The organism is Mesorhizobium sp. M8A.F.Ca.ET.165.01.1.1, from assembly GCF_004792065.1.
Classification (GTDB): domain Bacteria; phylum Pseudomonadota; class Alphaproteobacteria; order Rhizobiales; family Rhizobiaceae; genus Mesorhizobium.
The window spans coordinates 403,598-424,341 of record NZ_SRTH01000004.1 but is presented as its reverse complement, the minus strand read 5'-3'; the positions used below and the strand labels follow the sequence as shown (position 1 = coordinate 424,341).

General features: G+C 64.1%; 25 protein-coding genes. 11 read left to right on the top strand and 14 right to left on the bottom strand.

Features of this window, described 5'->3' with window-relative positions:
* Nucleotides 1–115: 115 nt before the first annotated feature.
* Nucleotides 116–577 (top strand): GNAT family N-acetyltransferase, encoded by a 462-nt coding sequence (locus EN808_RS15280; protein ID WP_135916269.1) that lies wholly within the window; start codon nucleotides 116–118, stop codon nucleotides 575–577.
* 103 nt (nucleotides 578–680) lie between these two features.
* On the opposite strand, the gene EN808_RS15275 is transcribed toward EN808_RS15280, so the two are convergent.
* The 5 genes from EN808_RS15275 to EN808_RS15255 all read right to left on the bottom strand — a co-directional run bounded on the left by EN808_RS15275 (nucleotide 681) and on the right by EN808_RS15255 (nucleotide 5,539).
* Entirely contained in the window at nucleotides 681–2,456 is a 1,776-nt protein-coding gene (locus EN808_RS15275; RefSeq protein ID WP_127277505.1) for a tetratricopeptide repeat protein, read from the bottom strand.
* A gap of 143 nt (nucleotides 2,457–2,599) precedes the next feature.
* On the bottom strand, nucleotides 2,600–3,049 hold the full coding sequence (locus EN808_RS15270) for a DUF1284 domain-containing protein (protein ID WP_127873084.1): 450 nt from the start codon (nucleotides 3,047–3,049) through the stop codon (nucleotides 2,600–2,602).
* Entirely contained in the window at nucleotides 3,046–3,639 is a 594-nt protein-coding gene (locus EN808_RS15265) for a biotin transporter BioY (RefSeq protein WP_135916268.1), read from the bottom strand. Before EN808_RS15265 ends, EN808_RS15270 begins: the two co-directional genes overlap by 4 nt.
* Before the next feature lie 107 nt (nucleotides 3,640–3,746).
* Nucleotides 3,747–4,415, bottom strand: a complete 669-nt coding sequence (locus EN808_RS15260) for a GntR family transcriptional regulator (RefSeq protein WP_135916267.1) — start codon at nucleotides 4,413–4,415, stop codon at nucleotides 3,747–3,749.
* Nucleotides 4,416–4,522: 107 nt separating this feature from the next.
* On the bottom strand, nucleotides 4,523–5,539 hold the full coding sequence (locus tag EN808_RS15255; RefSeq protein ID WP_135916266.1) for a polyprenyl synthetase family protein: 1,017 nt from the start codon (nucleotides 5,537–5,539) through the stop codon (nucleotides 4,523–4,525).
* Between the two features lie 189 nt (nucleotides 5,540–5,728).
* On the opposite strand from EN808_RS15255, the gene EN808_RS15250 reads away from it, so the two are divergent.
* From EN808_RS15250 to EN808_RS15220, 7 genes are all read left to right on the top strand, one after another.
* A complete protein-coding gene (locus EN808_RS15250; RefSeq protein ID WP_091576439.1) occupies nucleotides 5,729–5,953 on the top strand; it encodes a DUF2007 domain-containing protein in 225 nt (74 codons plus the stop codon).
* Nucleotides 5,953–6,753: a methyltransferase gene (locus tag EN808_RS15245; RefSeq protein WP_135865288.1), complete on the top strand. Its 801-nt coding sequence runs from the start codon at nucleotides 5,953–5,955 to the stop codon at nucleotides 6,751–6,753. Before EN808_RS15250 ends, EN808_RS15245 begins: the two co-directional genes overlap by 1 nt.
* A gap of 78 nt (nucleotides 6,754–6,831) precedes the next feature.
* Nucleotides 6,832–7,695, top strand: a complete 864-nt coding sequence (locus EN808_RS15240) for a S49 family peptidase (protein ID WP_127277532.1) — start codon at nucleotides 6,832–6,834, stop codon at nucleotides 7,693–7,695.
* 83 nt (nucleotides 7,696–7,778) lie between these two features.
* The gene (locus tag EN808_RS15235; protein WP_127277518.1) at nucleotides 7,779–7,964 is read left to right on the top strand and encodes a hypothetical protein; all 186 of its coding nucleotides are present in this window, start codon (nucleotides 7,779–7,781) and stop codon (nucleotides 7,962–7,964) included.
* Between the two features lie 26 nt (nucleotides 7,965–7,990).
* A complete protein-coding gene (locus EN808_RS15230; protein WP_135865285.1) occupies nucleotides 7,991–8,878 on the top strand; it encodes a 4-(cytidine 5'-diphospho)-2-C-methyl-D-erythritol kinase in 888 nt (295 codons plus the stop codon).
* Nucleotide 8,879: 1 nt separating this feature from the next.
* On the top strand, nucleotides 8,880–9,434 hold the full coding sequence (gene moaB, locus EN808_RS15225; RefSeq protein ID WP_135916265.1) for a molybdenum cofactor biosynthesis protein B: 555 nt from the start codon (nucleotides 8,880–8,882) through the stop codon (nucleotides 9,432–9,434).
* 138 nt (nucleotides 9,435–9,572) lie between these two features.
* Nucleotides 9,573–10,013: a hypothetical protein gene (locus tag EN808_RS15220; protein WP_135916264.1), complete on the top strand. Its 441-nt coding sequence runs from the start codon at nucleotides 9,573–9,575 to the stop codon at nucleotides 10,011–10,013.
* A gap of 7 nt (nucleotides 10,014–10,020) precedes the next feature.
* Here the strand turns inward: EN808_RS15220 and EN808_RS15215 are convergent, their stop codons facing one another.
* On the bottom strand, nucleotides 10,021–10,995 hold the full coding sequence (locus EN808_RS15215) for a hypothetical protein (RefSeq protein WP_135916263.1): 975 nt from the start codon (nucleotides 10,993–10,995) through the stop codon (nucleotides 10,021–10,023).
* 149 nt (nucleotides 10,996–11,144) lie between these two features.
* On the bottom strand, nucleotides 11,145–11,657 hold the full coding sequence (locus EN808_RS15210) for a glycosyltransferase (RefSeq protein ID WP_127873156.1): 513 nt from the start codon (nucleotides 11,655–11,657) through the stop codon (nucleotides 11,145–11,147).
* Between the two features lie 150 nt (nucleotides 11,658–11,807).
* On the opposite strand from EN808_RS15210, the gene EN808_RS15205 reads away from it, so the two are divergent.
* Both EN808_RS15205 and EN808_RS15200 read left to right on the top strand, forming a co-directional pair.
* Entirely contained in the window at nucleotides 11,808–12,962 is a 1,155-nt protein-coding gene (locus EN808_RS15205; protein ID WP_135916321.1) for a PA0069 family radical SAM protein, read from the top strand.
* Between the two features lie 153 nt (nucleotides 12,963–13,115).
* On the top strand, nucleotides 13,116–13,811 hold the full coding sequence (locus EN808_RS15200) for a ribonuclease HII (RefSeq protein WP_135916262.1): 696 nt from the start codon (nucleotides 13,116–13,118) through the stop codon (nucleotides 13,809–13,811).
* Nucleotides 13,812–14,098: 287 nt separating this feature from the next.
* Here the strand turns inward: EN808_RS15200 and EN808_RS15195 are convergent, their stop codons facing one another.
* The 7 genes from EN808_RS15195 to EN808_RS15165 all read right to left on the bottom strand — a co-directional run bounded on the left by EN808_RS15195 (nucleotide 14,099) and on the right by EN808_RS15165 (nucleotide 19,692).
* On the bottom strand, nucleotides 14,099–14,590 hold the full coding sequence (locus tag EN808_RS15195) for a F0F1 ATP synthase subunit B (RefSeq protein ID WP_127280808.1): 492 nt from the start codon (nucleotides 14,588–14,590) through the stop codon (nucleotides 14,099–14,101).
* A gap of 10 nt (nucleotides 14,591–14,600) precedes the next feature.
* Nucleotides 14,601–15,200, bottom strand: coding sequence for a F0F1 ATP synthase subunit B (locus EN808_RS15190; protein ID WP_127873077.1), 600 nt, complete (start codon nucleotides 15,198–15,200; stop codon nucleotides 14,601–14,603).
* A 62-nt stretch (nucleotides 15,201–15,262) separates the two neighbouring features.
* Nucleotides 15,263–15,487 (bottom strand): F0F1 ATP synthase subunit C, encoded by a 225-nt coding sequence (locus EN808_RS15185; protein ID WP_013896722.1) that lies wholly within the window; start codon nucleotides 15,485–15,487, stop codon nucleotides 15,263–15,265.
* A gap of 83 nt (nucleotides 15,488–15,570) precedes the next feature.
* On the bottom strand, nucleotides 15,571–16,329 hold the full coding sequence (locus EN808_RS15180) for a F0F1 ATP synthase subunit A (protein WP_027142301.1): 759 nt from the start codon (nucleotides 16,327–16,329) through the stop codon (nucleotides 15,571–15,573).
* An 84-nt stretch (nucleotides 16,330–16,413) separates the two neighbouring features.
* Nucleotides 16,414–16,815: an AtpZ/AtpI family protein gene (locus EN808_RS15175; RefSeq protein WP_127281075.1), complete on the bottom strand. Its 402-nt coding sequence runs from the start codon at nucleotides 16,813–16,815 to the stop codon at nucleotides 16,414–16,416.
* 257 nt (nucleotides 16,816–17,072) lie between these two features.
* Nucleotides 17,073–18,257: a cell wall hydrolase gene (locus tag EN808_RS15170; RefSeq protein WP_135916261.1), complete on the bottom strand. Its 1,185-nt coding sequence runs from the start codon at nucleotides 18,255–18,257 to the stop codon at nucleotides 17,073–17,075.
* 145 nt (nucleotides 18,258–18,402) lie between these two features.
* On the bottom strand, nucleotides 18,403–19,692 hold the full coding sequence (locus EN808_RS15165) for an MFS transporter (RefSeq protein WP_135916260.1): 1,290 nt from the start codon (nucleotides 19,690–19,692) through the stop codon (nucleotides 18,403–18,405).
* Between the two features lie 119 nt (nucleotides 19,693–19,811).
* On the opposite strand from EN808_RS15165, the gene EN808_RS15160 reads away from it, so the two are divergent.
* Nucleotides 19,812–20,729 carry a LysR substrate-binding domain-containing protein gene (locus tag EN808_RS15160; protein WP_135916259.1) on the top strand — a complete coding sequence of 306 codons (918 nt, stop codon included), beginning with the start codon at nucleotides 19,812–19,814 and terminating at the stop codon, nucleotides 20,727–20,729.
* The last annotated feature ends 15 nt before the right edge of the window (nucleotides 20,730–20,744 follow it).

Here is a 20,744-nt window from a genome sequence, read left to right as displayed (position 1 = left end):
GCGGTGAGCATGCCGGACTATGTTGAAACTTTGCCAGCGACTGGCCCATTGCCCGCCGCCACGGTCCGCGATCCAATTCGACGAAGCATCCGCGTCAAGCACAGCAGGTCGAGCCATGTCCAACCCGATCATCATCCGCCCCGTCACGCGCCACGATTTCGAGCAGTGGCTGCCGCTGTGGGACGGCTATAACGCGTTCTATGGCCGTTCGGGCGAGACGGCGCTGGCGAGCGACATCACCGCAATGACGTGGTCGCGCTTCTTCGACGCCTACGAGCCGGTCCATGCGCTGGTCGCCGAAAGCGGGAGCCAGTTGCTTGGCCTCGTCCACTACCTGTTCCACCGCAGCACGACGGCGATCGCACCGAACTGCTATCTGCAGGACCTTTTCACCAACGAGGCCTCGCGCGGCAAAGGCATCGGCCGGGCGCTGATCGAAGGCGTCTATGAGCGCGCCCTGGCGGCCGGTTCCGGCCGAGTGTACTGGCTGACGCATGAAACCAATCACACGGCGATGAAGCTCTATGACAAGGTCGGCGAACGCTCGGGCTTCGTCGTCTATCGAAAGATGTTCTGAGGACGCTCCAGCGCGTCGCCGCGTCTTCTGGGGACGCCATGCGCCTTTCCAACGAAAACGGGGCTCCGAAGAGCCCCGTTCGCATTTCAAAAAAAGGCGATTTTCACCCCTTCGGGGCGGGAACCGGCTCTGGCTTGACCTTCGGGGTTTCCTGCGCCGTGTTGGACTCGATCGGCGGCAGGCCCTTCATCAGCTTCTGCTGCAAGGTGGCCAGCACATCGGGATCGGGCTTCAGGTCGCGGGCCTGGTTCCACTGGAAAGTCGCTTCCAGCTTGCGGCCGACGCGCCAATAGGCGTCGCCCAGATGGTCGTTCAGAACCGGATCTTCCGGCTTCAGCGAGACCGCGCGCTCCATCTCGCGCACCGCGTCATCGAAGCGGCCGAGGCGGAAATAGGCCCAACCCAGGGAATCGACGATGTAGCCGTCGCTCGGCCTGAGATCGACGGCCTTCTGGATCATCTCCAGGCCTTCCTTCAGGTTGGTGTTCATGTCGACCCAGGAATAGCCGAGATAGTTCAGCACCTGCGGCTGGTCTGGCTGCAACTCCAGCGCCTTGCGGAAATTCGGCTCGGCCTTCGGCCATTCCTTCAGCCGCTCATAGGCGATGCCGCGCTGGTAGAAGATGTTCCAGTTGGCAGCGGTCGGCGTCTTCAGCACCTCGACGGCCTTGTCGTAGAGATTGGCGGCGGAACGGAAATCATCCTTCGAGGAGTAGACACCGCCGAGCGCCAGATAGGCGCGCATGTCGTCGGGATGGGCTTCGACGAAGGCCTTGAGATGGGTGATCGCCTCGTCATGGCGGTCGAGATCGGCAAGGTTGAGGCCAAGCTGCAGGTCCGAAATCTCCTTCAGCGGCGAAGAGTCGGGGATACGCCGATAGAGCGCGATGGCGCCTTCGCCGTCCTTCAACTGTTCGGCGACGGCGGCGAGCTGCACGAGGGCCGCGTCGCTGTCCGGCTTCAGGGCCAAGGCATATTGCAAATACAGGCGCACGAACGGCTCGCCGCCGCCACGGTTGAGCGCGGTGGCAAGATCGAGCAGGATTTCGGAAGCACCGTCGGACGGACCGGACACGAAGGGCGCGATTTTGTCGCCCTTGCTGATCCTGGCGCGCAGGGCGACGATTTCCAGCTTGCCCGGCGAAAACGCCTCGGCCTGGTCGAGCACCGAGATCGCCTTGGCCTTGTCGCCCTTGCGGGCCAGGAATGAGGCATAGGCCTGCGCGTTGCGCATCCAGGTTTCAGGCGCCGCACCGCCGGCGGCGGTATCCTGCATCGTCGCGGCGTAGATCGCCTCCGCCTTTTCAGGCATGTTGGCGGCATCGGCGATCAGGGCGCGGTGGAAGGATTTGAACAGACCGAACCAGTCCGGCCCCTGCAGCTTGTCGATCGAAGCCATCGCTTCGCTGGCCTGGCCGGCACCTTGTTCGGCCCAGCCGGACATGACGCCGGAGATCAGCCGGTCGAGATCGGATTCCAGCGACAGCTTCAGCCAGTACTGCGCCTTGGTGAAATCCTTCTTGTGGAAGGAATCGACCGCCAGCGCCAGGCGCGAGAAGCGCTCGACATCAGGCACTTCCTTGAGCTTGTCGGCATAGACCAGCGATTCGTCGAAGCGGCCTTGCGCGATCAGCGACAGCATCAGGCTCTGCTGCAGTGCGGTGTCGCTCGGATTGAAAGCCAAGGCCTGCTTGTAGTACGCGATGGCGCTGTCGAGGTCGTTGTCGCCTTCGGCGATCCGGGCAGCCAGGTAGGCGCCCGAGAACGACGAGATCTTGACCGGTTCGGTTGATTGCTTGGCATAGGCCGGCAAAGCCGAGATCGCCATGCCCGTCACAATTGCCAGCCTTGTCAGCCAGCGCGCACGTCCTTGCTGCATCATATCCCTTTCAGCCAGGCGCCATCTCCGCGTCAGCGGGATCGACCCAGACTCGATCTTTCCGGGCAAAGCATGGCCTTTTTGGGGTCGCGCTTCAATCTACCCGAAATTCACAATCGGGTCACCCGATTAACAAACCATGGCTAAATGGGACAGTTTTGCGCGTCAACAGGCCGTTGCAGCCGCGTATCGCGATAACCACCGCTTGCCACCGCGCCGCACAGCCCGTTCCATTCGCAGCCCACGCAAGCCTTGCGCACGTGGCCGGCCGAAAACGCCTGCCGTAGCCGCATCAGGATCGTGGCATCGAGATCGAGGCGGACGCCGTCACGGATCGGCCGAGCCAGCAGCGCTTCCACGTCATCCCTTGCCTGCCGGTCTCGCCCGGCCGCGCTGTCGCGCAGGCAGTGCGGATCCGGCTCGCCAAGCAACGGGGCGCAGATGTCGTCCGGTCCGGAAACGAGGAGGATGTCCTCGCCCCGGCTCAGGCGCTCCGCGATCCCGTCGTAATTGGCGGTGAAAGCGGGACTGTATCCCTTGCCCACATAAGTGAGCAGGCAAAGGAGATGATGGGCGCGAAGCCTGATCGTCACGGCTTCAGCAGGTTCATCTTGCCGCGCGGAAGCGCCATCAGCGTCGCGGCGCCAAGCGCCGACTTCAGCAATCCGCCGACGATGAACGGCACGAAGCCGAACGTGATGGCCTTCTCGGCGCCGATCATGACGGCAAGCCAGGCCGTTCCGAGCACCAGGCAGGCAAGATTGCCGAGCAGCATGGCAATAAAGGCGAGCACGACCCTGTTGCCGTTCCAGCCGCGTTCGGCCAGCCAGCCGACAAGCGCGCCGACAACCGGGAAAGCGAAGAGATAGCCGCCCGTAGGGCCGACGAAGTGCTGCATGCCGGCAGCTCCCCCGGCCAGGACAGGAAAGCCGACAGCGCCTTCGACCAGCCAAGCGGCGATCGTCACCGCGCCAAGCCGCCAGCCATAGAGTGCGCCGATCAGCGTCACGGCGAAGGTCTGCATGGTCACCGGAACCGGCACCATCGGCACCTCGATGTAGGAGGATAGCGCCAGGAAGAGCGTGCCAAGCACGACGGCGCCGGCCTGCCAGCCGAGCGATCGCTGCTGGAGGCGCAGCGGGCTGAAGGACGGTCTTGCGGACGAGAATGCGAGGTTGGTCATAGGCTTCCCTTCAATCGATCCAAAATTATAGATAATTTCTGCATTCGATCTATTATCGAATCCACATTTTTGGACCGATAGCAAGCCCGGGCTTGGGAAAAGGTCGCTTACCCCACGATCGCGAAGGCTTCGCGCGTGGCGCCGGAGGCTGTCCTGATCGGCTTGCGGCCAATCCATTGGACATGCCGTCCCAGTGTTGCCGCGGCGGATTCGGTATTTCCCTGCCGCAAGGCGGTGAGGATCGCCCGGTGGTCCTGATCGGTGCGCGTCTCCCATTCCGAGCGCCATGCCGCGAACAGGAAGCGGGCGCTTGCCGCGTGGAGGTCGTCGATGGTGGCAAGCAGGCGCGGCATGCCGCATGGTGCGAGGATCAGCCGGTGAAAGGCACGATTGGCCTCCTCCCACGACCTGACGTCGCGGGATTTGTCGCCGGCCTTGGTCGCCTCCTCGGCCTGGTCGAGAATGGCCGAAGTCAGGTGCGGCGCGGCGTGGCGCAGTGCCAGCACTTCGAGTGCGGCCCGCATTTCGGCGACTTCCTTGACCTCGCCCAGATCGAAGGCAGCGACGCGCACGCCACGGCGCGGCTCACTGACGGCCAGGCCCTGCGCCTCGAGGCGGCGGAACGCCTCGCGCACGGGGACATGGCTGGTGTTGAATTCCTCGGCGACATGATCCTGCCGCAGCCTCGCCCCCGGCTCGATCGCGCCGGAGATGATGCGGTCCGCCAGTACCTTGCTGATGCGCACCGCTATGGTGTCGTCCGTGCCCTTTGCCATGATTTATAGATAATTTGCGGCAAGGCCGCTTGTCGAGACGGAAGGGGCGAATTCACAGGCGTCTCTCCACTGGCGCAGCCGGTAGGAGCCCCGTGAAGCCGGTCTTCTCAGTTCACCCGGCTGATGCAGAAGTCGATGACGTCGATCAGCGCCGATTTCTGCGGCGTCTCTTCCAGCGGCGCCAGTGCGTCGCGGGCGATCTCGCCGAAATGGCGGGCGCGCCCGATGGTGTCGGCAATGGCGCCGTGGCGGGTCATCAGGCCGATCGCTTTTTCCAGTCCGGCGTCATCGACGACATTGTCCTCGATGGCGCGCTTCCAGAAGGTGCGTTCGGCCTTGCTGCCGCGCCGGTAGGCGAGGATGACCGGCAAGGTCACCTTGCCCTCGCGGAAATCGTCGCCGACATTCTTGCCGAGATCCTTGCTGGTGCCGCCATAGTCCAGCGCGTCGTCGATGAGTTGGAAGGCAAGACCGAGATTCATGCCGTAGGAGCGCAGCGCCGCGCGATCGTTGCGGGTCGCCTGGGCGATGACCGGGCCAACCTCGGCGGCGGCCGAAAACAGCGCGGCGGTCTTTGCCTTGATGACGGCGAAGTGCTCGTCCTCCGTGGTTTCGAGGTTCTTGGCGGCGGCAAGCTGCATCACCTCGCCCTCGGCGATGATCGAAGCTGCGCTTGACAGGATGTCGAGCGCTTCGAGCGAGCCGACGTCGACCATCATGCGGAAGGCCTGGCCGAGCAGGAAATCGCCGACCAGCACGCTGGCCTGGTTGCCCCAGATCATGCGGGCGGTCTTCTTGCCGCGCCGCATGCCGCTTTCATCGACGACGTCGTCGTGCAGGAGCGTGGCCGTATGCATGAACTCGACCGAAGTGGCGAGCTTGACATGGCCTTCGCCGGCATAGCCGAACATCTGCGCCGCGGCCAGCGTCAGCATTGGTCTCAGCCGCTTGCCGCCGGACGAGATCAGGTGGTTGGCAACCTCGGGAATCATCTCGACGTCGGAGCCGGCCTTGGACAGGATCAGCTCGTTGACGCGCCCCATATCGGTCGCCGTCAGATCGATCAGATCCTTGATGGAGGCGGGCTCCCGCTTCCCGTTTTCAATGTTGAGAACGACACCCACGACAATCACTCCCGTCTTGGTATAACGCGTGCGACGGCACCCTTAGTCCCGGCATGGACTCTAGGGCGGCGGACACGGGCACGGCAAGTGGCGAATTGGCGCGGCGGCGGCGACAGCGTGTCAACGCCGGGAAATGCGGGAATGCGGCCGCACGTTTACATGCACGCTGCAACCTGCGAGTTTCTTGCGATGATAGAACTCATCCGCACCAACGACGCCGTCATCATCTCCTTTGTCGAATCGCTGATGCGCGATGCCGGCATCGGCTGCTTCGTCGCCGACCAGAACATGAGCGTGCTCGACGGCTCGCTCGGTATCCTGCCGCGGCGCATCATGGTCGATGCCGACCAGGCCGACGCCGCGCGCCGCATCCTGACCGATGCCGGCATCGCAAACGAGATCCGGGGGAAATAATGTCGGCCGCGCCAGCCGCCCTTGCCACGGATGCGCCGGCCCATACGGTCGATGCCTTCCACCGCGGCCGGTTCTGGCTCGTGCAGCCCAAGCATGGCGGCCATCGCGCCGGGATGGATGCGATGATGCTGGCCGCGTCCGTGCCATCCTCCTTTGGCGGACGGCTCGCCGATTTCGGAGCCGGCGCCGGTGCTGCCGGTCTGGCGGTGCTGTCGCGCTGTCCGGGCGCCCAGGCTGTGCTGGTCGAACGCGCGCCCGAGATGGCGGCCTTCGCGGCGGCCACGCTTGCCCATCCCGGCAATGCACATCTCAGCGATCGCGCGGCCGTGCTTGTGGCCGATGTCACCGTGTCGGGTCGGGCCCGGGCCGCCGCCGGCCTTGCCGACAATGATTTCGACTTCGTCATCATGAACCCGCCTTTCAACGCCGCACGGGACCGCGCCACTCCCGAGCAGCTAAGAAAGGAAGCCCATGTCATGGAGGACGGGCTGTTCGAAAACTGGATCCGCAGCGCGGCGGCGGTTGTCAGGTCGCGCGGCGGACTTGCCGTCATCGCCCGGCCCGAACAGCTCGGCTCCATTCTCGACGCGATTTCAGGCCGCTTCGGCGAAGCCGAGATGCTCGCCGTGCACCCTCGCCCGGACGCAGCGGCAATCCGCATTGTCGTGCGGGCAGCACTTGGGGCACGGGGAAAGCTCGCCATCCGTCCGCCCCTGATGCTTCACGCGCGATCGGGCAACGGCCCCGACGAGCGCAGCGAAATGATCACCAACGGGCTCGCCTCGCTGTTCGGAGATTGAGCTGTTCGCGGCCCTGCACATTGCCGTTGGCCGGGAAATCCCTACATGCCTGCAACCACCGCCGGAGACCACGTCATCGTGAAACGTCTTTTCAACCGTCTGCTGCCGAAGTCCTGGCGCTCCACCGTCGTCACCGTTCCGGTCATCCGGCTGCACGGCACCATCATGGCCGGCGGCGGCCAGTTCCGGCCGAGCCTGTCGCTTGCTTCCACCGCCGGACTGATCGAAAAAGCGTTTTCCTTCGACGCGCCGGCGGTCGCGATCTCGATCAACTCCCCCGGCGGCTCGCCGGTGCAGTCGCGGTTGATCTTCAAGCGCATTCATGACCTTGCGGTCGAGAAGAATAAAAAAGTGCTGGTCTTCGTCGAGGATGTCGCGGCCTCCGGCGGCTACATGATCGCTGTCGCCGGCGACGAGATCTTCGCCGACCCATCGTCCATCGTAGGCTCGATCGGCGTGGTGTCGGCCTCGTTCGGTTTTCCGGAGCTGATGAAGAAGATCGGCATCGAGCGGCGCGTCCACACCGCCGGCCAGAACAAGGCGGTGCTCGACCCGTTCAAGCCGGAGAAGAAGGAAGACGTCGAGCGGCTGAAAGCGCTGCAGCTCGAAGTGCACGAGACTTTCATCGATCTGGTCAAGGAGCGGCGCGGCACGAAGCTCAAGGACGATCCGGATCTGTTCACCGGGCTGTTCTGGACCGGCAAGCGAGGCCTGGAACTCGGCCTCGTGGATGCACTCGGCGACATGCGCACGGTGCTGAAGACCCGCTTCGGGCCGAAGACCCAGCTCAGGCTGGTCTCGGCGCCGCGCGGTTTCCTCGGCCGCTTCGGCCTGTTCGGCTCGAACAAGGGCTTTTCAGCGCCCGATATCGCCGCGGCTGCCGCCAGCGGCGTCATCGATGCGGCGGAAGAGCGCGCATTGTGGGCGCGCTTCGGGCTTTGAAAAAGCCATGAAAGCGTCTAGCATGGTTGCCCGAAAGACCCGACCGGCCGCCCTTACCGGCCCAGCGTGGTAGGAGTTTTGACATGCCGCAGCTCATTTTCTTCGCCGTCGTCGGCGTCGCCGCCTATTTCGGCTACCGCACCTTCCTGCGCGAGGCCGAGCGCGTGACGGCCAAGGTGCGGCGGACCGAAAAACAGGCGGCCAACGGCGCGATGGGAACGCTGGTCAAGGATCCGAAGACCGGCGAATACCGGCTGGCCAAGGACTGACCCTCATTTCACTCGCAATAGAGACTGTGGAATCCGGTCCGCGTGTCCGGACCTGGGCGGCACCCGCCAAGATAAATCTTGCTTTGCACGTCACCGGCAGGCGCCCCGACGGTTACCATCTCATCGAAAGCCTGGCTGTGTTCACGCGCTTTGGCGACAGGATCGAGATCGCGCCGGCTGAAGCCGACGATTTCAGCGTGTCCGGCCGCTATGCGGCGGACGTCCCGCTCGATGGCGGCAATCTGGTGCTGAAGGCACGCGATGCGTTGCGGCAGGCCGCCGGCATTCGGAGCACGCCGCCCGTGACCATCAGGCTCGAAAAGAACCTTCCGGTCGCGTCCGGCGTGGGCGGAGGGTCGAGCGACGCGGCGGCCGTGCTGCGCGGGCTGGCGGAGAGCTGGGGCCTGGACATCGACAGCACCGAGCTGGCGCGGATCGGTCTTTCGCTAGGCGCCGACGTGCCGATGTGCCTGGCGGCAAAGCCGCTGGTGGCGCGCGGCATCGGTGAGGAGCTGTCGATGGTGCCGGATTTTTCGGCGCTGGGTCTGGTGCTGGTCAATCCGGGAACGCCCGTCTCGACAGCGGAAATCTTCGCTTCACTGTCCCGTCGCGACAATGAGCCACTGCCGCCGCTGCCGCGCAGCATCGAGTTTCACAGCCTGCGCAACTGGCTGGAGGTGACCCGCAACGATCTCGAGCAGCCAGCCCTTGCGATGCAGCCCGCCATAGGCAGGGCGCTTTCATGGCTTGATAAGGCTGGATCGGGTTTTTCACGAATGTCCGGATCGGGCGCGACGTGCTTCGGCCTGTTCGAGACCGGCAATGTCGCCAAGCGCGCGGCGGCCGAGATCCGCGGCCGCCAGCCCGATTGGTTCGTCGCGGCAACGCGTAGCATGGCGTCGGAGGCTGAGTGAGATGGCCAGGATTGACGAGAGCCGTGCCTTCATTCCGGTGCGCATCGCGGTGCTGACGGTTTCCGACACACGCAGCCTCGCCGAGGACAAGTCCGGCCAGACGCTGGCCGATCGCATCACCGCGGCCGGCCACATCCTGGCCGGCCGCGACATCGTCACCGACGACCGCGAAAAGATCCGCAACACCGTCCTGGCGTGGTCGCGGGACAAGGCCATCGACGTCGTGATCACCACCGGCGGAACCGGCTTCACTGGCCGCGATGTGACGCCCGAGGCGCTGGAGCCGATTTTCGAAAAGCGCATGGACGGCTTTTCGGAAGTGTTCCACCGCATCTCCTACGACAAAATCGGCACCTCGACGATCCAGAGCCGGGCGACCGGCGGCGTCGTCAACGCCACCTTCGTCTTCGTGCTGCCGGGCTCGCCCGGTGCCTGCAAGGACGCCTGGGACGGCATCATCGAGGCACAGCTCGACTACCGGCACATGCCTTGCAACTTCGTCGAGATCATGCCGCGCCTGGACGAACATCTGCGGCGCGGCAAATCAGCCCCTTAAAAAGCCTAGGCAAAGTGCCGACTTCACGCCGTGTTCGCCAGGCAGAACAGCGCAGGGCGCCTTCGAACGGCCATTCCAAACCGGATGCCGGAGACAGTATCTTCGTGGGCGATCCCTACCGTTCACGAGAAGGCAGATATGGCCGTGCAAACTGGAACCATGCACACTGGTGGGTGCCATTGCGGCAATATACGCCTGCGATTTTCGACCGAGCTGGATCCATCGCAAATCGAAGTCCGCGCCTGCCAATGCTCGTTCTGCACAAAGCATGGCGCGCGCGCCGTCGCCGATCCTGACGGCAGGCTGATCATCTCGGTCAAGGACGCAAGGCGATTGCGCAAATACCGGTTCGGAGTGGAGACCGCCGACTATCTGATTTGCCGAGAATGCGGCGTCTATGCCGCCGCGATCGCCGGGGAAAATGACGAGGCCAGGGCCATCCTGATCGTCAACGCCCTGGACGATCACAGGGCGTTCACCGGAGAATCGGTCCTGGTCGACTTCGACTGGGAAAACAGAGCTGAGCGGCAAGCCAGGCGTCGCCTTCGCTGGATGCCGGTCGAGATGAGCTTCGCCTGACCTGCCTTCAGCGGATGACCGGCTCGCCATGGAAACGACGGCGCGACGGCTTGGAGACGCCGAAGCCAACTTCCATCATCAGCCGTGGCGTGCGTGCCGGCACCGTGCCCATGTGGAAACCGAAGGGGTCTTCGACGAAGCCGAGGCCAGCCTCTCCGGTCAGGGTCACCGGGCTCTGCTCGCCATACACGTCCAGCACATCCTGGGCGGGATGGCCGACGAGAAGGGTGAGTTGATGCCTTATGGCGCGGCGCCTGTGGCTTCCCCTGACATAGACATGCGGACCGGTCTCGGCGTCGACGGGCTTGAGGTAGAAAAAGAATTTCAACATCCGCCAGTCATCGAGATCGAAATGATACTTGCCGAGCGAGGCAAGGTTCTTGTCGGCGTCGGACGCCTCGCCGGTAGGAAAACTCCACCAGACGCGTGTCGTGATCAGTTTCGCCTGGCCGCCGAGATAGTGCGCGGCGATGTCGAGAAGCAGCGGGTCGCGCTGTATGGCGAGTGCCGCCGGGCAGTCGAGGATGCGTTCGAAATAATGGCCGCTCAGCAATGAGCGGCCAAGGCGCTTTTCGGCTTCGGCATGTTCGCCGGGCACGAATTCGAGCCGGCGGTCGAAATTGCCGTAGCAGGGCGTGCGCCGGGCGAAGCTGGCAATCTCCTCGTGGATATCAGGCGGCAGGATCAGCCCCGAGAACAGCCCGTCCGACCGCAACGCGCCGACGACGGCCTCGCGCTGAACGCCCTTGAACATCGTGTCCCCGGCATTGTCGGCCGGACGAGCGCGCTTCGCGCCCAGCCAATGCATCCGGCGCCCGGGCATGGTACGCGCCAGAACGAACATCGGCAGCCAGGCAGGGTTTTCGCGCAGGTCCTTCAGATAGGTCGGGATGCGCACGGCGATGCGGCGCAGCAGGCTGCCATTGCGTGCAATGGCCTCGAGACTGGCAGTGCCGGACTTGTCAGTGGTCGAAAGGGTCATGGGGATCCTCAAGGGTATGATGCAGCGCCGACGCAATGTCGGAGCCTGCCGTTCCGGCATGACCCAAACCCAATTCACCCGCCTTGTCGGAAAGTTACCCGCGCGTCAGTTTTTGTGCAACGCACAATGGACAGAGCAGCCGCAAAAAATCACCTCTGCCTCGGCGGCGCCGCCCAGATCTCGGCGTCGAGCTTCTTTGTCGCCAGACCGCGCGCCAACGCCTCGGCGCTGCCGGCATTCTTGGACAGAGATGCCGCCTGCCGCTTGCTGATCACCAGGCCGTCGGCGAGCGCACGGTTTGCCGAAAAGACCCGGGCCAGGAACGGCGGACGGCTGCCCCGCGCCCGCGAGAACCGGGCGGCCATTGTCTGCCTGGCGGTATGGGCGACAACCGCGTCGATCCAGCCCTCCACCAGCCTCGCACCCGGTTCGAGAAACAACAGCCAGTCACCCTTGGCCTGGCGAATGCCGGCGGCGATGCCGCCGCTCCCCACATAGTGGCAGCCGGCATGCTCGGCCACGCGATGCGTATGGTCGGTGGAGCCGGTGTCGCAGACGACGACATCGCGCACCACGCCCTCGACCGCGCCGCCGATCAGCGTCGCCAGCGTGCGGGCGAGACCCTCCTCGTCATTATGCGTTTCGATGAGAACACTGAGCATCATGAGCCGAATAGCGGAAAGCGCCGACCGACGCCAGTTTTTGCGCCGCACCATAAAAAGTTCTTGCTTTGTTCTCATCAACAAAATAGGAATAATTTCATGAGCAGAGCGATTCGACAGAACATGGACAGTCCCTGGGAGCGGGCGAAGATGGAACCGATCATGCGCGCCGACATTGCAGCCTTCGGAGCAGGACGAGCCGAAATGGCCAACGCGATGATCGAGCAGAGCGGCATGCGGGTCCGTCCGGACCGCAACCGCGGCCGGTCGGCAGGCATCAATCCGTCCGGCCGGTTCGAACCCGTGAGCCGACATGTCTTCGACGACGGCTGGAGTTCGCTGGAGGAACTGCCCCCGTTCAAGACCGAGGTGCAGGTGGAGAAGCCGCGCTCCATCATCACCCGCAACGAATCGCCGGACATCTCCTTCGACCGGTCGATCAATCCCTATCGCGGCTGCGAGCACGGCTGCGTCTATTGCTTCGCGCGGCCGACACACTCGTTCATGGGCCTGTCGCCGGGCCTGGATTTCGAATCCAAGCTGTTCGCCAAGCCGGACGCGGCACGCCTGCTCGACAAGGAGTTGTCGAAGGACGGCTACCAGCCCCGCACCATCGCCATCGGCACCAACACCGATCCCTACCAGCCGATCGAGAAGCAGTACCGGATCATGCGCGAAATCCTCGAAGTGCTGGAGGCACGCGGTCATCCGGTCGGCATCGTCACCAAATCGGCCCTGGTGGTGCGCGACATCGACATTCTGTCGCGCATGGCCGAGCGCGGGCTCGCCAAGGTGGCGCTGTCGGTGACGACGCTCGACCGCATGCTGGCCAGGACGATGGAACCCCGCGCCTCGACGCCGACCAAGCGGCTGGAAGCGATCAGGCAGCTTTCGGAGGCCGGCATTCCGGCTTCGGTGATGGTGGCGCCGATCATTCCGGGCCTGACCGACCAGGAGATGGAACGCATCCTCGACTCGGCACACCATGCTGGGGCGCGCGAGGCTGGCTATGTGGTGCTGCGCCTGCCGCTGGAGGTCAGCCCGATCTTCAAGGACTGGCTGCTGCGCCACTATCCCGACCGCTATCGCCACGTCATGTCGCTGATCCGTTCGATGCGCGAAGGCAAGGACTACGATTCGGAATGGGGCAAGCGCATGAAGGGCGCCGGCCCCTATGCCTGGCAGATCGGCCGGCGCTTCGAAATCACCGCCAAGCGGCTCGGCCTCAATGCGGAGCGGCGCACGCTGCGGACTGACCAGTTCGTGGCCGCCGGCAAGGACCAGGAGCAGTTGATGCTGCTCTGAAAATTGAAAATCGCCGCGGCTGTTCATGACCGCCGCGGCCAAGAATCCCGTCCGGCCTGCCCCGGCCTGCAGACGGTGCCCTCCCGGTCCGGCGCCCCACCCGACCCGGAGGGACTTGCGGAGAATCGGAGCCGATGCGAACCTCGCCGCAACATGGCTCGCGCGCGTTCTGATTCTCCGCTTCTCTTCGAAATCGTCGAGAAACCCGATTTCTCCTTCGAGACGAAGGCGATGGCCGATGGTTTGTGGCCGGTCGCGGGGATGGACGAAGCCGGCCGTGGCCCGCTGGCGGGTCCGGTGGTCGCGGCGGCAGTGGTGCTCGACCCCGCCAACATTCCCGAAGGGCTCGACGATTCCAAGCGGCTTAGCCACTTGCAGCGCGAAGCGCTGTTCCTGCGCATCCTCGGTTCCGCGCTCGGCGTCTCGATGGCGTCGATCAGCGCGGAGGGTATCGATGGCAGCAACATCCTCAAGGCGAGCCTCGAAGCGATGCGCCGCGCGCTGGTCGGGCTGCCGGTTCAGGCAAAGCTCGCGCTCGCCGATGGGCGCGACGTGCCGCCGGGACTGCCCTGCGAGGGACGCGCGCTGGTCAAGGGCGACCAGCGCTCGCAATCGATCGCCGCCGCCTCGATCGTCGCCAAGGTCATGCGCGACCGCATGATGTGTGGCTGCGGCAATCATCACCATCGTTACGGCTTCGAAGTCCATATGGGCTACGCCACGGCCCGGCATCGCACGGCGATCGAGGCGCACGGGCCGGTAGCGCGGCTGCACCGCACTTCGTTCGCACCATTCAGGCTTGGGGGTGTCGAGGTGGTTGAGGAAGAGAGCTTGGCCGGGCTGGAGTGAGGCGAAAGCGGCGCCGAACTACAGCCGATCTCCCCCTCGTGGGGGAAATGTCCGGCAGGACAGAGGGGGCGCTGTCCCGCCGACCTGTCATTTCATTGCGATCAGATTCGCCGGATACTTCTCAGCCGGTGCGACGGATAAAGAATCGAACGCCGGCGATCCTTCGCGCCCCCCTCTGCCCTGCCGGGCATCTCCCCATGAGGGGGGAGATTGGCGGCGTCAACGCACCGTACAAAAAAAGCCGCCAAGTTTCCCGGACGGCTTTTGATTTGCTTGATGTTGTCAGCTCAGTTCAGCTTGGCCTTCACATCCTGCAGCGCGGACTTGAACAGATCGGCTCCTGCCTTGGCGTCAACCTTGGCGGCGAGCAATGCACGTGCCGCCTCGACAGCGATGTCGACGGCGCTGGCGCGCACTTCGCCGATCGCTTCGCGCTCGGCCTGGCCGATCTTCTGTTCGGCAAGCGCGGTGCGCCGGGCGACATAGTCCTCGGTCTTCTTGTGGGCCTCGGCGGCCAGCAGTTCGGCCTCGCGCTTGGCGGCCGCGACAATGTCGGCAGCCTCCTGCTCGGCTTCCTTGCGCTTCTTCTTGTACTGGCCAAGCAATTGCTGGGCTTCGTCGCGCAGCTTGCGTGCCTCGTCGAGCTCACTGCTGATCCTGGCGGCGCGGGCGTCGAGCGCCTTGGCGATCATGCCGGGCACCTTGATGTAGACGGCGATGGCCAGGAAGATGATCAGGGCAATCGTGGCCCAGAGCGTTGCGAGAGATGTAGCGTCCATGATGCGCTCCTCACCGGGCCACGGATTTGACCGCGGCCGCGATCTCGGCCTTGCTGGCCTTGCCGCCAACGAGTGCCTCGACGATCGCCGAAGCGGTATCCTCGGCAATGCTGCCGACTTCCTTCATGGCATTGGCCTTGATAGAAGCAATGCGTGCCTCGGCCTCGCCAAGCTTCCCGTCGAGCGCAGCCTCGATCTTCTTGCGCGCGGCATCGGCTTCCGCCTTGGCCGCATCGTTGGCTTGCTGGCCGATCGAGCTCGCGTTCTTCTTGGCTTCCGCCAGTTCCTGCTCGTAAGCGGCAACGGCGGCGTCTGCCTCGCCCTTCAACTTGGCAGCCTGGTCGAGATCCTGGCTGATGCGGTCGTTGCGGACATCGATGATGCCCCCGACGCGCGGCATCACGACCCGCTTCAGGAAGAGGTAGAACAGCCCGAACGTGATCGCCAGCCACAGAAGCTGCGACGGAAACGTCTCCGGATTGAATGGCGGAAACGTGCCGTGCGCTTCGGCAGGCACGCTGGTGCCGGAATGCGTGTCGCCTCCGGTCGCAGCGTGGCTGGTGTCGGCTGATGGCGCGGACTCTTGCGCGAAGGCAGATGTCACGAACATGGACTATCCCCAGATATCAGGCCCGCCGCTTGCGCGGCCGGCCTGTCCAATCTTCTCAGTACTCAGCCGAACAGGGCCAGCAGCGCGATGAGAAGCGAGAAGATGCCCAGAGCTTCGGTCACGGCGAAGCCGAAAATCAGGCGGCCGAACTGGCCGTCGGCAGCCGAAGGGTTGCGCAGCGCGCCCGAGAGGTAGCTGCCGAAGATGTTACCCAGGCCAATGCCCGCGCCACCCATGCCCAGGCAAGCGATGCCGGCGCCGATGTACTTTGCTGCTTCTGCGTCCATTTGTTCAACTCCTTTGGATCTGAAAATTCCGTTGCGATTTCATCCGGCACCAATGTTGAAAACTCTTGGCCGGAACTCTTGCCTCAGTGCCCGGGATGCAGGGCGTCGTTGAGATACATGCAGGTCAATACGGCAAAGACGTAGGCCTGCAGGAAGGCGACCAGCAGTTCAAGCGCCGTCAGCGCCACCGCCATAGCCAACGGCAGGATCGAACCCGCCACGCCGACCGCGCCCAGCGCGGAGAGGCTGACGACGAACCCGGAGAAAACCTTGAGCGTGATATGGCCGGCAAGCATGTTGGCGAACAGACGAACCGAGAGGCTGACCGGGCGCGACACGAAGGAAATGACCTCGATCAGCACCACCAGCGGCAGCAGGAACACCGGCACGCCATGCGGCACGAACAGCTTGAGGAAACCAAGACCATGCTTCATGAAGCCGTAGACCACCACGGTTCCAATCACCAGGGCCGCGAGGCCGAAGGTGACGATGATGTGGCTGGTGACCGTGAAGAAATAGGGAAACAGGCCGAGCAGATTGGCGACCAGCACGAACATGAACAGCGAGAACACGAAGGGAAAGAACTTCATGCCCTGCGTGCCGGCGGCGTCGCGCAGCATGTTGCCGACGAATTCATAAGCCATTTCGGAGACCGACTGCAGCCGGCCTGGAACCAGGCTGCGGCTCGACGTCGTCAGGAACAGGAACGCCGCGGCGACAACCACGGTGGCGACCATGAACAGGGCGGAATTGGTGAAAGACAGGTCATAGCCGCCGATCTCGATCGGTATCAGCTTGTTGATATGGAACTGGTGGATCGGATCGACCTTGTCAGCTGCCACGTTCAAACCCCGTCAATGCCGCGTACGGCCAAAATTACCTTGCCGCATGGAAGCGGCTATTTCCAAATGCCGCCTGAAGGGCGGTCATTTGCCGTCGTCCCGGTCACGGCGCGGCTTCGCGCCTTGCCCGAATTCCGCCACAACGCCAGCCGAACGCATGACATTGAGCACGCCGGCGCCAAAACCAAGCAGCAGGAAAACGATCAGACCCCACGGCGATGTCCCCGCCATACGGTCGATGATCCAGCCGATGCCGGCGCCCACGACCACCCCGGCGATAAACTCGCTGGATAGTTTGATCGCCTGACCGTATCCGGTCACTGGTTTCGCGTCGTCTTTCCCCTCGAGCCGGTTCGGCAGCCTTGTCGCAAGCGATGCTCCAAGTTCACGCCGACGTCGCTCAAGATCGTCGTCGCGGATTTCGGCGTCATGCTCTTTGCCGCGGCCGGTTTCTCCGGTTCCGTCTGGCCCTTTTTTCTCGGCCATCGCAACCCCCCTGCCCGGGCAGACCGTCACCGTCCGTCCGCTTCTAAAGTCGCCGGCAACATAGTTAGAGGGTTTGCGCCCGTCAAGCCACGGAGGGAAGTTCCGCGCTGTGTATTTTAAATAGTAAAATCAATGGATTAGAAAGGTGCGACATCGTGCCCGCGGCGATCGGGGGGATGCGTTGCGCGAATCCCCCAGGCAATGGCTCTCCGATCGACCGTGCGGCCGCGCGAAAAGAGCGGCGCCCGGCGACCCGCTCAGCTCCAGCCGCCACCATAGGTCCGGTAGAAGATATGCAGGCCGATCTTGGTCATCTTCTGCATCGTGCGCGCCCAGCCGGGATGGACATAGTTGGCGTAGTAATGTGTTGACGATCCCACTTCCGGAATGAAGATCTTGCCAGCGGTGACGGCCATGCCGATGTCTTGCGCGGTCTTGTAGGCGACAGGGTTGTCGATGCGCTTCTTTCTGCCGTCGCAAGCGAATGAAAACTGACAGCGGTTGAACCAGCTGTCGTTCTGGTAGACGACGCCGCAGATCGAATTGGGATAGGCGGGATTGCGGACCCGGTTGAGGATAACCTGGGCGACAGCGGCCTGACCGCGCACGGTTTCGCCGCGTGCCTCGAAATAGATGCCGTTGGCCAGGCATTTCTGCTCCGGCTTGGAGAAGACGCTGGCCGGGAGCGGATTCTGGATCCAGGCGTGGTCGCCCTTGGCCATCGGCGGAATGAAGCGGCCGCTGTTGGGCTGCTCGTCCTGAAGCAGGGCTTCAAAGGGTGAAGCCTTGGCGTAGTCCGGCTCGGATTGTGCGTAGGCGGTCGCCAGCACATCGGGGTGGTCGTTGTTGACGAGGGCAGCGAGCATGGCCGGCACGCCGGGATCCGGCTTCTTGTCTTCACGCGCGTGGAATGCGGCGGCGATCAGGATTTCCTTGCCTTTGATCTGAGGCTTGGCGAAGGCCATTTTCAGGTCGCTGTCCATGCTCGGCCGCATCAGCGAGGAGGTCCGCTGGAAGATCGAGCCGGCATTGAAGTTCTTCGGCGGCGCTACCGGAGAGACCTGGACGATGCGGCCCTTCTTGTCGGCGCGCACGACACGATCCTCGTCGGGCGACCCGCTGACCTTGCCGCCCTTGCCGCGGAACGAGACGGAGCCGATACCGGGAAGGCGAACGCCGGAACCCGAGATCGAGCCGGTGACGTCGGAATCGACGAACGGCATCTCGGCGGCGTGGACCGAGCCGGCGACGGATTTCTCGACATAGGAGTTCCAGCGGGCGGTCGGCGCTTCGAGGCCGGATACAAGGCTTGTCATGTCCTGGTAGGCGGCGACGGTCGGAAAGCCGATCCAGATGCCGAGGCCGATGATGAACGGAGACACAAGGCCGCGTTTCTTCTCACCGGCGGCGGCGGCCAGCCGCGTCAAGACACGTCGATGCACGGAACTCTCTCCAGGAACGCTACTGACCCCACTGGAGAGCAAAATGATGCATTAACCTTGATGGGACGTTAACGGGATCGGTCGGGTTTTCTCAGCCGGCTGGAGGTCGTGGCTTCGAAGTCCGGCGGTTTTGCGACGGGAGCGCTCAGGCCCGCTTCAGGAAGATCGGCCAGGCAACCAGGGCGCAGGCGGCGGCCGACAGCCAGACGCCGGGCCATGACCAGAGGTGCAGCAGCCCTGGAATGGCCACCGGTACGAGGAAGAAGCCGACGAAGACAAAGCTGTTGGCAAGGCTGAGTGCCGTTCCGACATGGCCGGCACCGGCCAGCGTGGCAAGTTCGGTATAGGCAACGCCGTGCCAGGCGGAGACCGAGATGCCGGCGACGACAAGCACCAAGGGCAGGACAGCGATCAGGAAGGATTGGCTGGCAGGCATTGCGGGAACGGCCAGAACCAGCACCCAGAGCACGACGAAGGCCAGCGCGCTGAGCGCACTGCACAAGCGAAGAAACTGACGGCGGTTGCCGTGGCGGTCGGTAAAGCGGCCGCTCCAGACGCGCATGACCATGGCGCCGACCTGTACAGCGACGAGGCTCGCGCTGATCGCCGTCGTGCCAAGCCCGGCGAAGTCGTGCAGGAACACCGACGCGAAAGTGAGGACCGCCACTTGCGGATAGCAGAGCAGGCCGATCGCGGTCGAGATGCGCCAGACCTCGATGTTGCGCAACGGAGCCGGTCCATCCGATAAGACGGCGTGGGCTTCAGCCGCCGGCGGCGGTTCGTGCAGCCAACGCCAGGCAAACAAGGCGGAGAGCGCGGATACTGCCGCCAGAAGCCCGAATACCGCGGCAAAACCGAAAGCCAGGGCAAGCGAAGGCAGGACGAGCGCGCCGAGGCCGCCGCCGAGCGGTACCGCCGTCTGCCTGATGCTCATGGCAAAACCGCGCTCATTCTCCCTGAACCAGGCCATGATGGCGCGGCCGCTCGAACCATTGACACTGCCGCCGAGCAGTCCCGTGAGGAGCAGGCTTGCCGCCAGCAGCATGACATCGGGAATGCCTGACATTGTCGGCACGACCAGCATCGCCATGGCCAGGAGCCAGGCCGCCGTCGCGCCAAGCCCGATCAGAAGCACGCGGCGATCTCCCCAGCGATCGGTGAGCAGACCCCATGGCAATTCGCTGAGCGCAACCCCCAGCCCAAGCAGGCCGAGTGCCAGGCCGAGTTCGGCATTGCCCAGGTGATAGCTCTGGCGAAGCACCACCGCCGTTGCCGGTATGCCCGAGAAAGTGGCCGAAAAACCGGCATTCGCGGCAACCCCGATGCCCAGGACCTTCCAGCGGTGGTTGGGGCCGAACACTCTGCCGGCAGGGCTGGCAGCGCTGCCTTGCAGGATTTGTGGTGGCTGTTGATCTGCACAGTCGATGGCGGACATGATTTCATTCCCGTTGCGGGCCGGTGTCTCAGGCCTTGACGGCATCTCTCTATCGCCATAAATCCGTCCTTAAAATAAGGAAGTTTTTGACGATCAATCCTGAAAAACAGGACATTACGATGCAACGGGTGGCATTCGACCTCGACGTCCTCAGAAGTTTCGTCACCGGCATGGAGCTGGGCAGCTTCGCCAAGGCCGCCGACCGGCTTGGCCGGTCGACCTCGGCGGTCAGCGCGCAATTGAAGAAACTGGAAGAACAGGCAGCGACGCCGATCTTCCGCAAAGTGGGGCGCGGCCTGGCGCTGACGGAGGCCGGCGAGACCATGCTCGGCTATGCGCGCCGGCTGCTCGATTTGAACGACGAAGCGGCGGCGGCCATCCATGACGTCGAACTGGAAGGCTGGGTGCGGCTCGGTCTGCAGGAGGATTTCGGCGAGGCCGTGCTGCCGGACGTGCTGGGCCGATTTGCCCGAGCCCATCCCAAGGTCAAGATCGAGGCCAGGATCGCGCGCAGCCACGACCTCGCCGAAAGGGTGATGTCAGGCAGCCTCGACATCGCGCTTGCCTGGCACTGTGGCCAGACGCTGCCCTATAGCGAGCATGTCGCCGATGTTCCGATGCGCTGGATCGGTCCGGCCAAGCGCATCGAGACGAGCCTGCGCGACGGCGAGCCACTGCCGCTGGTGGCGCTCGAAGCGCCATGTCTGCTGCGCACGGTCGCGACTGAAACGCTCGACCGCGCCGGGCTGCCCTGGCGCATGGCCTTCTCGAGCCCCAGTCTGGGTGGCATCTGGGCGGCTGTCGCCGCGGGGCTGGGGCTGACGATCCGCACCGACATCGGCTTGCCGGCCAGCGTCAGTGCGATGAAGCCCGAGATCGCCGGCCTGCCGGCGTTGCCCAAGATGGCGCTGTTCCTGCATCGTCGGGATGCCGAACCCGAGCCCGTGGCGGCCCGCCTTGCCGACATATTACTGGAGGCGGCGCGGCAGGCCCTGCCGGAAAATACGCGGACCGCCGGCTTGCGTGCCGCGGCCTGATCAGCACGAGCGCCG

Bases quoted from the DNA above. Each gene is read 5' to 3' on its own strand.
- EN808_RS15280 (WP_135916269.1), top strand. From the start codon at position 116: ATGTCCAACCCGATCATCATCCGCCCCGTCACGCGCCACGATTTCGAG.
- EN808_RS15275 (WP_127277505.1), bottom strand. From the start codon at position 2,456: ATGCAGCAAGGACGTGCGCGCTGGCTGACAAGGCTGGCAATTGTGACG.
- EN808_RS15265 (WP_135916268.1), bottom strand. From the start codon at position 3,639: ATGACCAACCTCGCATTCTCGTCCGCAAGACCGTCCTTCAGCCCGCTG.
- EN808_RS15260 (WP_135916267.1), bottom strand. From the start codon at position 4,415: ATGGCAAAGGGCACGGACGACACCATAGCGGTGCGCATCAGCAAGGTA.
- EN808_RS15250 (WP_091576439.1), top strand. From the start codon at position 5,729: ATGATAGAACTCATCCGCACCAACGACGCCGTCATCATCTCCTTTGTC.
- EN808_RS15245 (WP_135865288.1), top strand. From the start codon at position 5,953: ATGTCGGCCGCGCCAGCCGCCCTTGCCACGGATGCGCCGGCCCATACG.
- EN808_RS15235 (WP_127277518.1), top strand. From the start codon at position 7,779: ATGCCGCAGCTCATTTTCTTCGCCGTCGTCGGCGTCGCCGCCTATTTC.
- moaB (WP_135916265.1), top strand. From the start codon at position 8,880: ATGGCCAGGATTGACGAGAGCCGTGCCTTCATTCCGGTGCGCATCGCG.
- EN808_RS15220 (WP_135916264.1), top strand. From the start codon at position 9,573: ATGGCCGTGCAAACTGGAACCATGCACACTGGTGGGTGCCATTGCGGC.
- EN808_RS15215 (WP_135916263.1), bottom strand. From the start codon at position 10,995: ATGACCCTTTCGACCACTGACAAGTCCGGCACTGCCAGTCTCGAGGCC.
- EN808_RS15210 (WP_127873156.1), bottom strand. From the start codon at position 11,657: ATGCTCAGTGTTCTCATCGAAACGCATAATGACGAGGAGGGTCTCGCC.
- EN808_RS15205 (WP_135916321.1), top strand. From the start codon at position 11,808: ATGGAACCGATCATGCGCGCCGACATTGCAGCCTTCGGAGCAGGACGA.
- EN808_RS15200 (WP_135916262.1), top strand. From the start codon at position 13,116: ATGGCTCGCGCGCGTTCTGATTCTCCGCTTCTCTTCGAAATCGTCGAG.
- EN808_RS15195 (WP_127280808.1), bottom strand. From the start codon at position 14,590: ATGGACGCTACATCTCTCGCAACGCTCTGGGCCACGATTGCCCTGATC.
- EN808_RS15190 (WP_127873077.1), bottom strand. From the start codon at position 15,200: ATGTTCGTGACATCTGCCTTCGCGCAAGAGTCCGCGCCATCAGCCGAC.
- EN808_RS15185 (WP_013896722.1), bottom strand. From the start codon at position 15,487: ATGGACGCAGAAGCAGCAAAGTACATCGGCGCCGGCATCGCTTGCCTG.
- EN808_RS15175 (WP_127281075.1), bottom strand. From the start codon at position 16,815: ATGGCCGAGAAAAAAGGGCCAGACGGAACCGGAGAAACCGGCCGCGGC.
- EN808_RS15165 (WP_135916260.1), bottom strand. From the start codon at position 19,692: ATGTCCGCCATCGACTGTGCAGATCAACAGCCACCACAAATCCTGCAA.
- EN808_RS15160 (WP_135916259.1), top strand. From the start codon at position 19,812: ATGCAACGGGTGGCATTCGACCTCGACGTCCTCAGAAGTTTCGTCACC.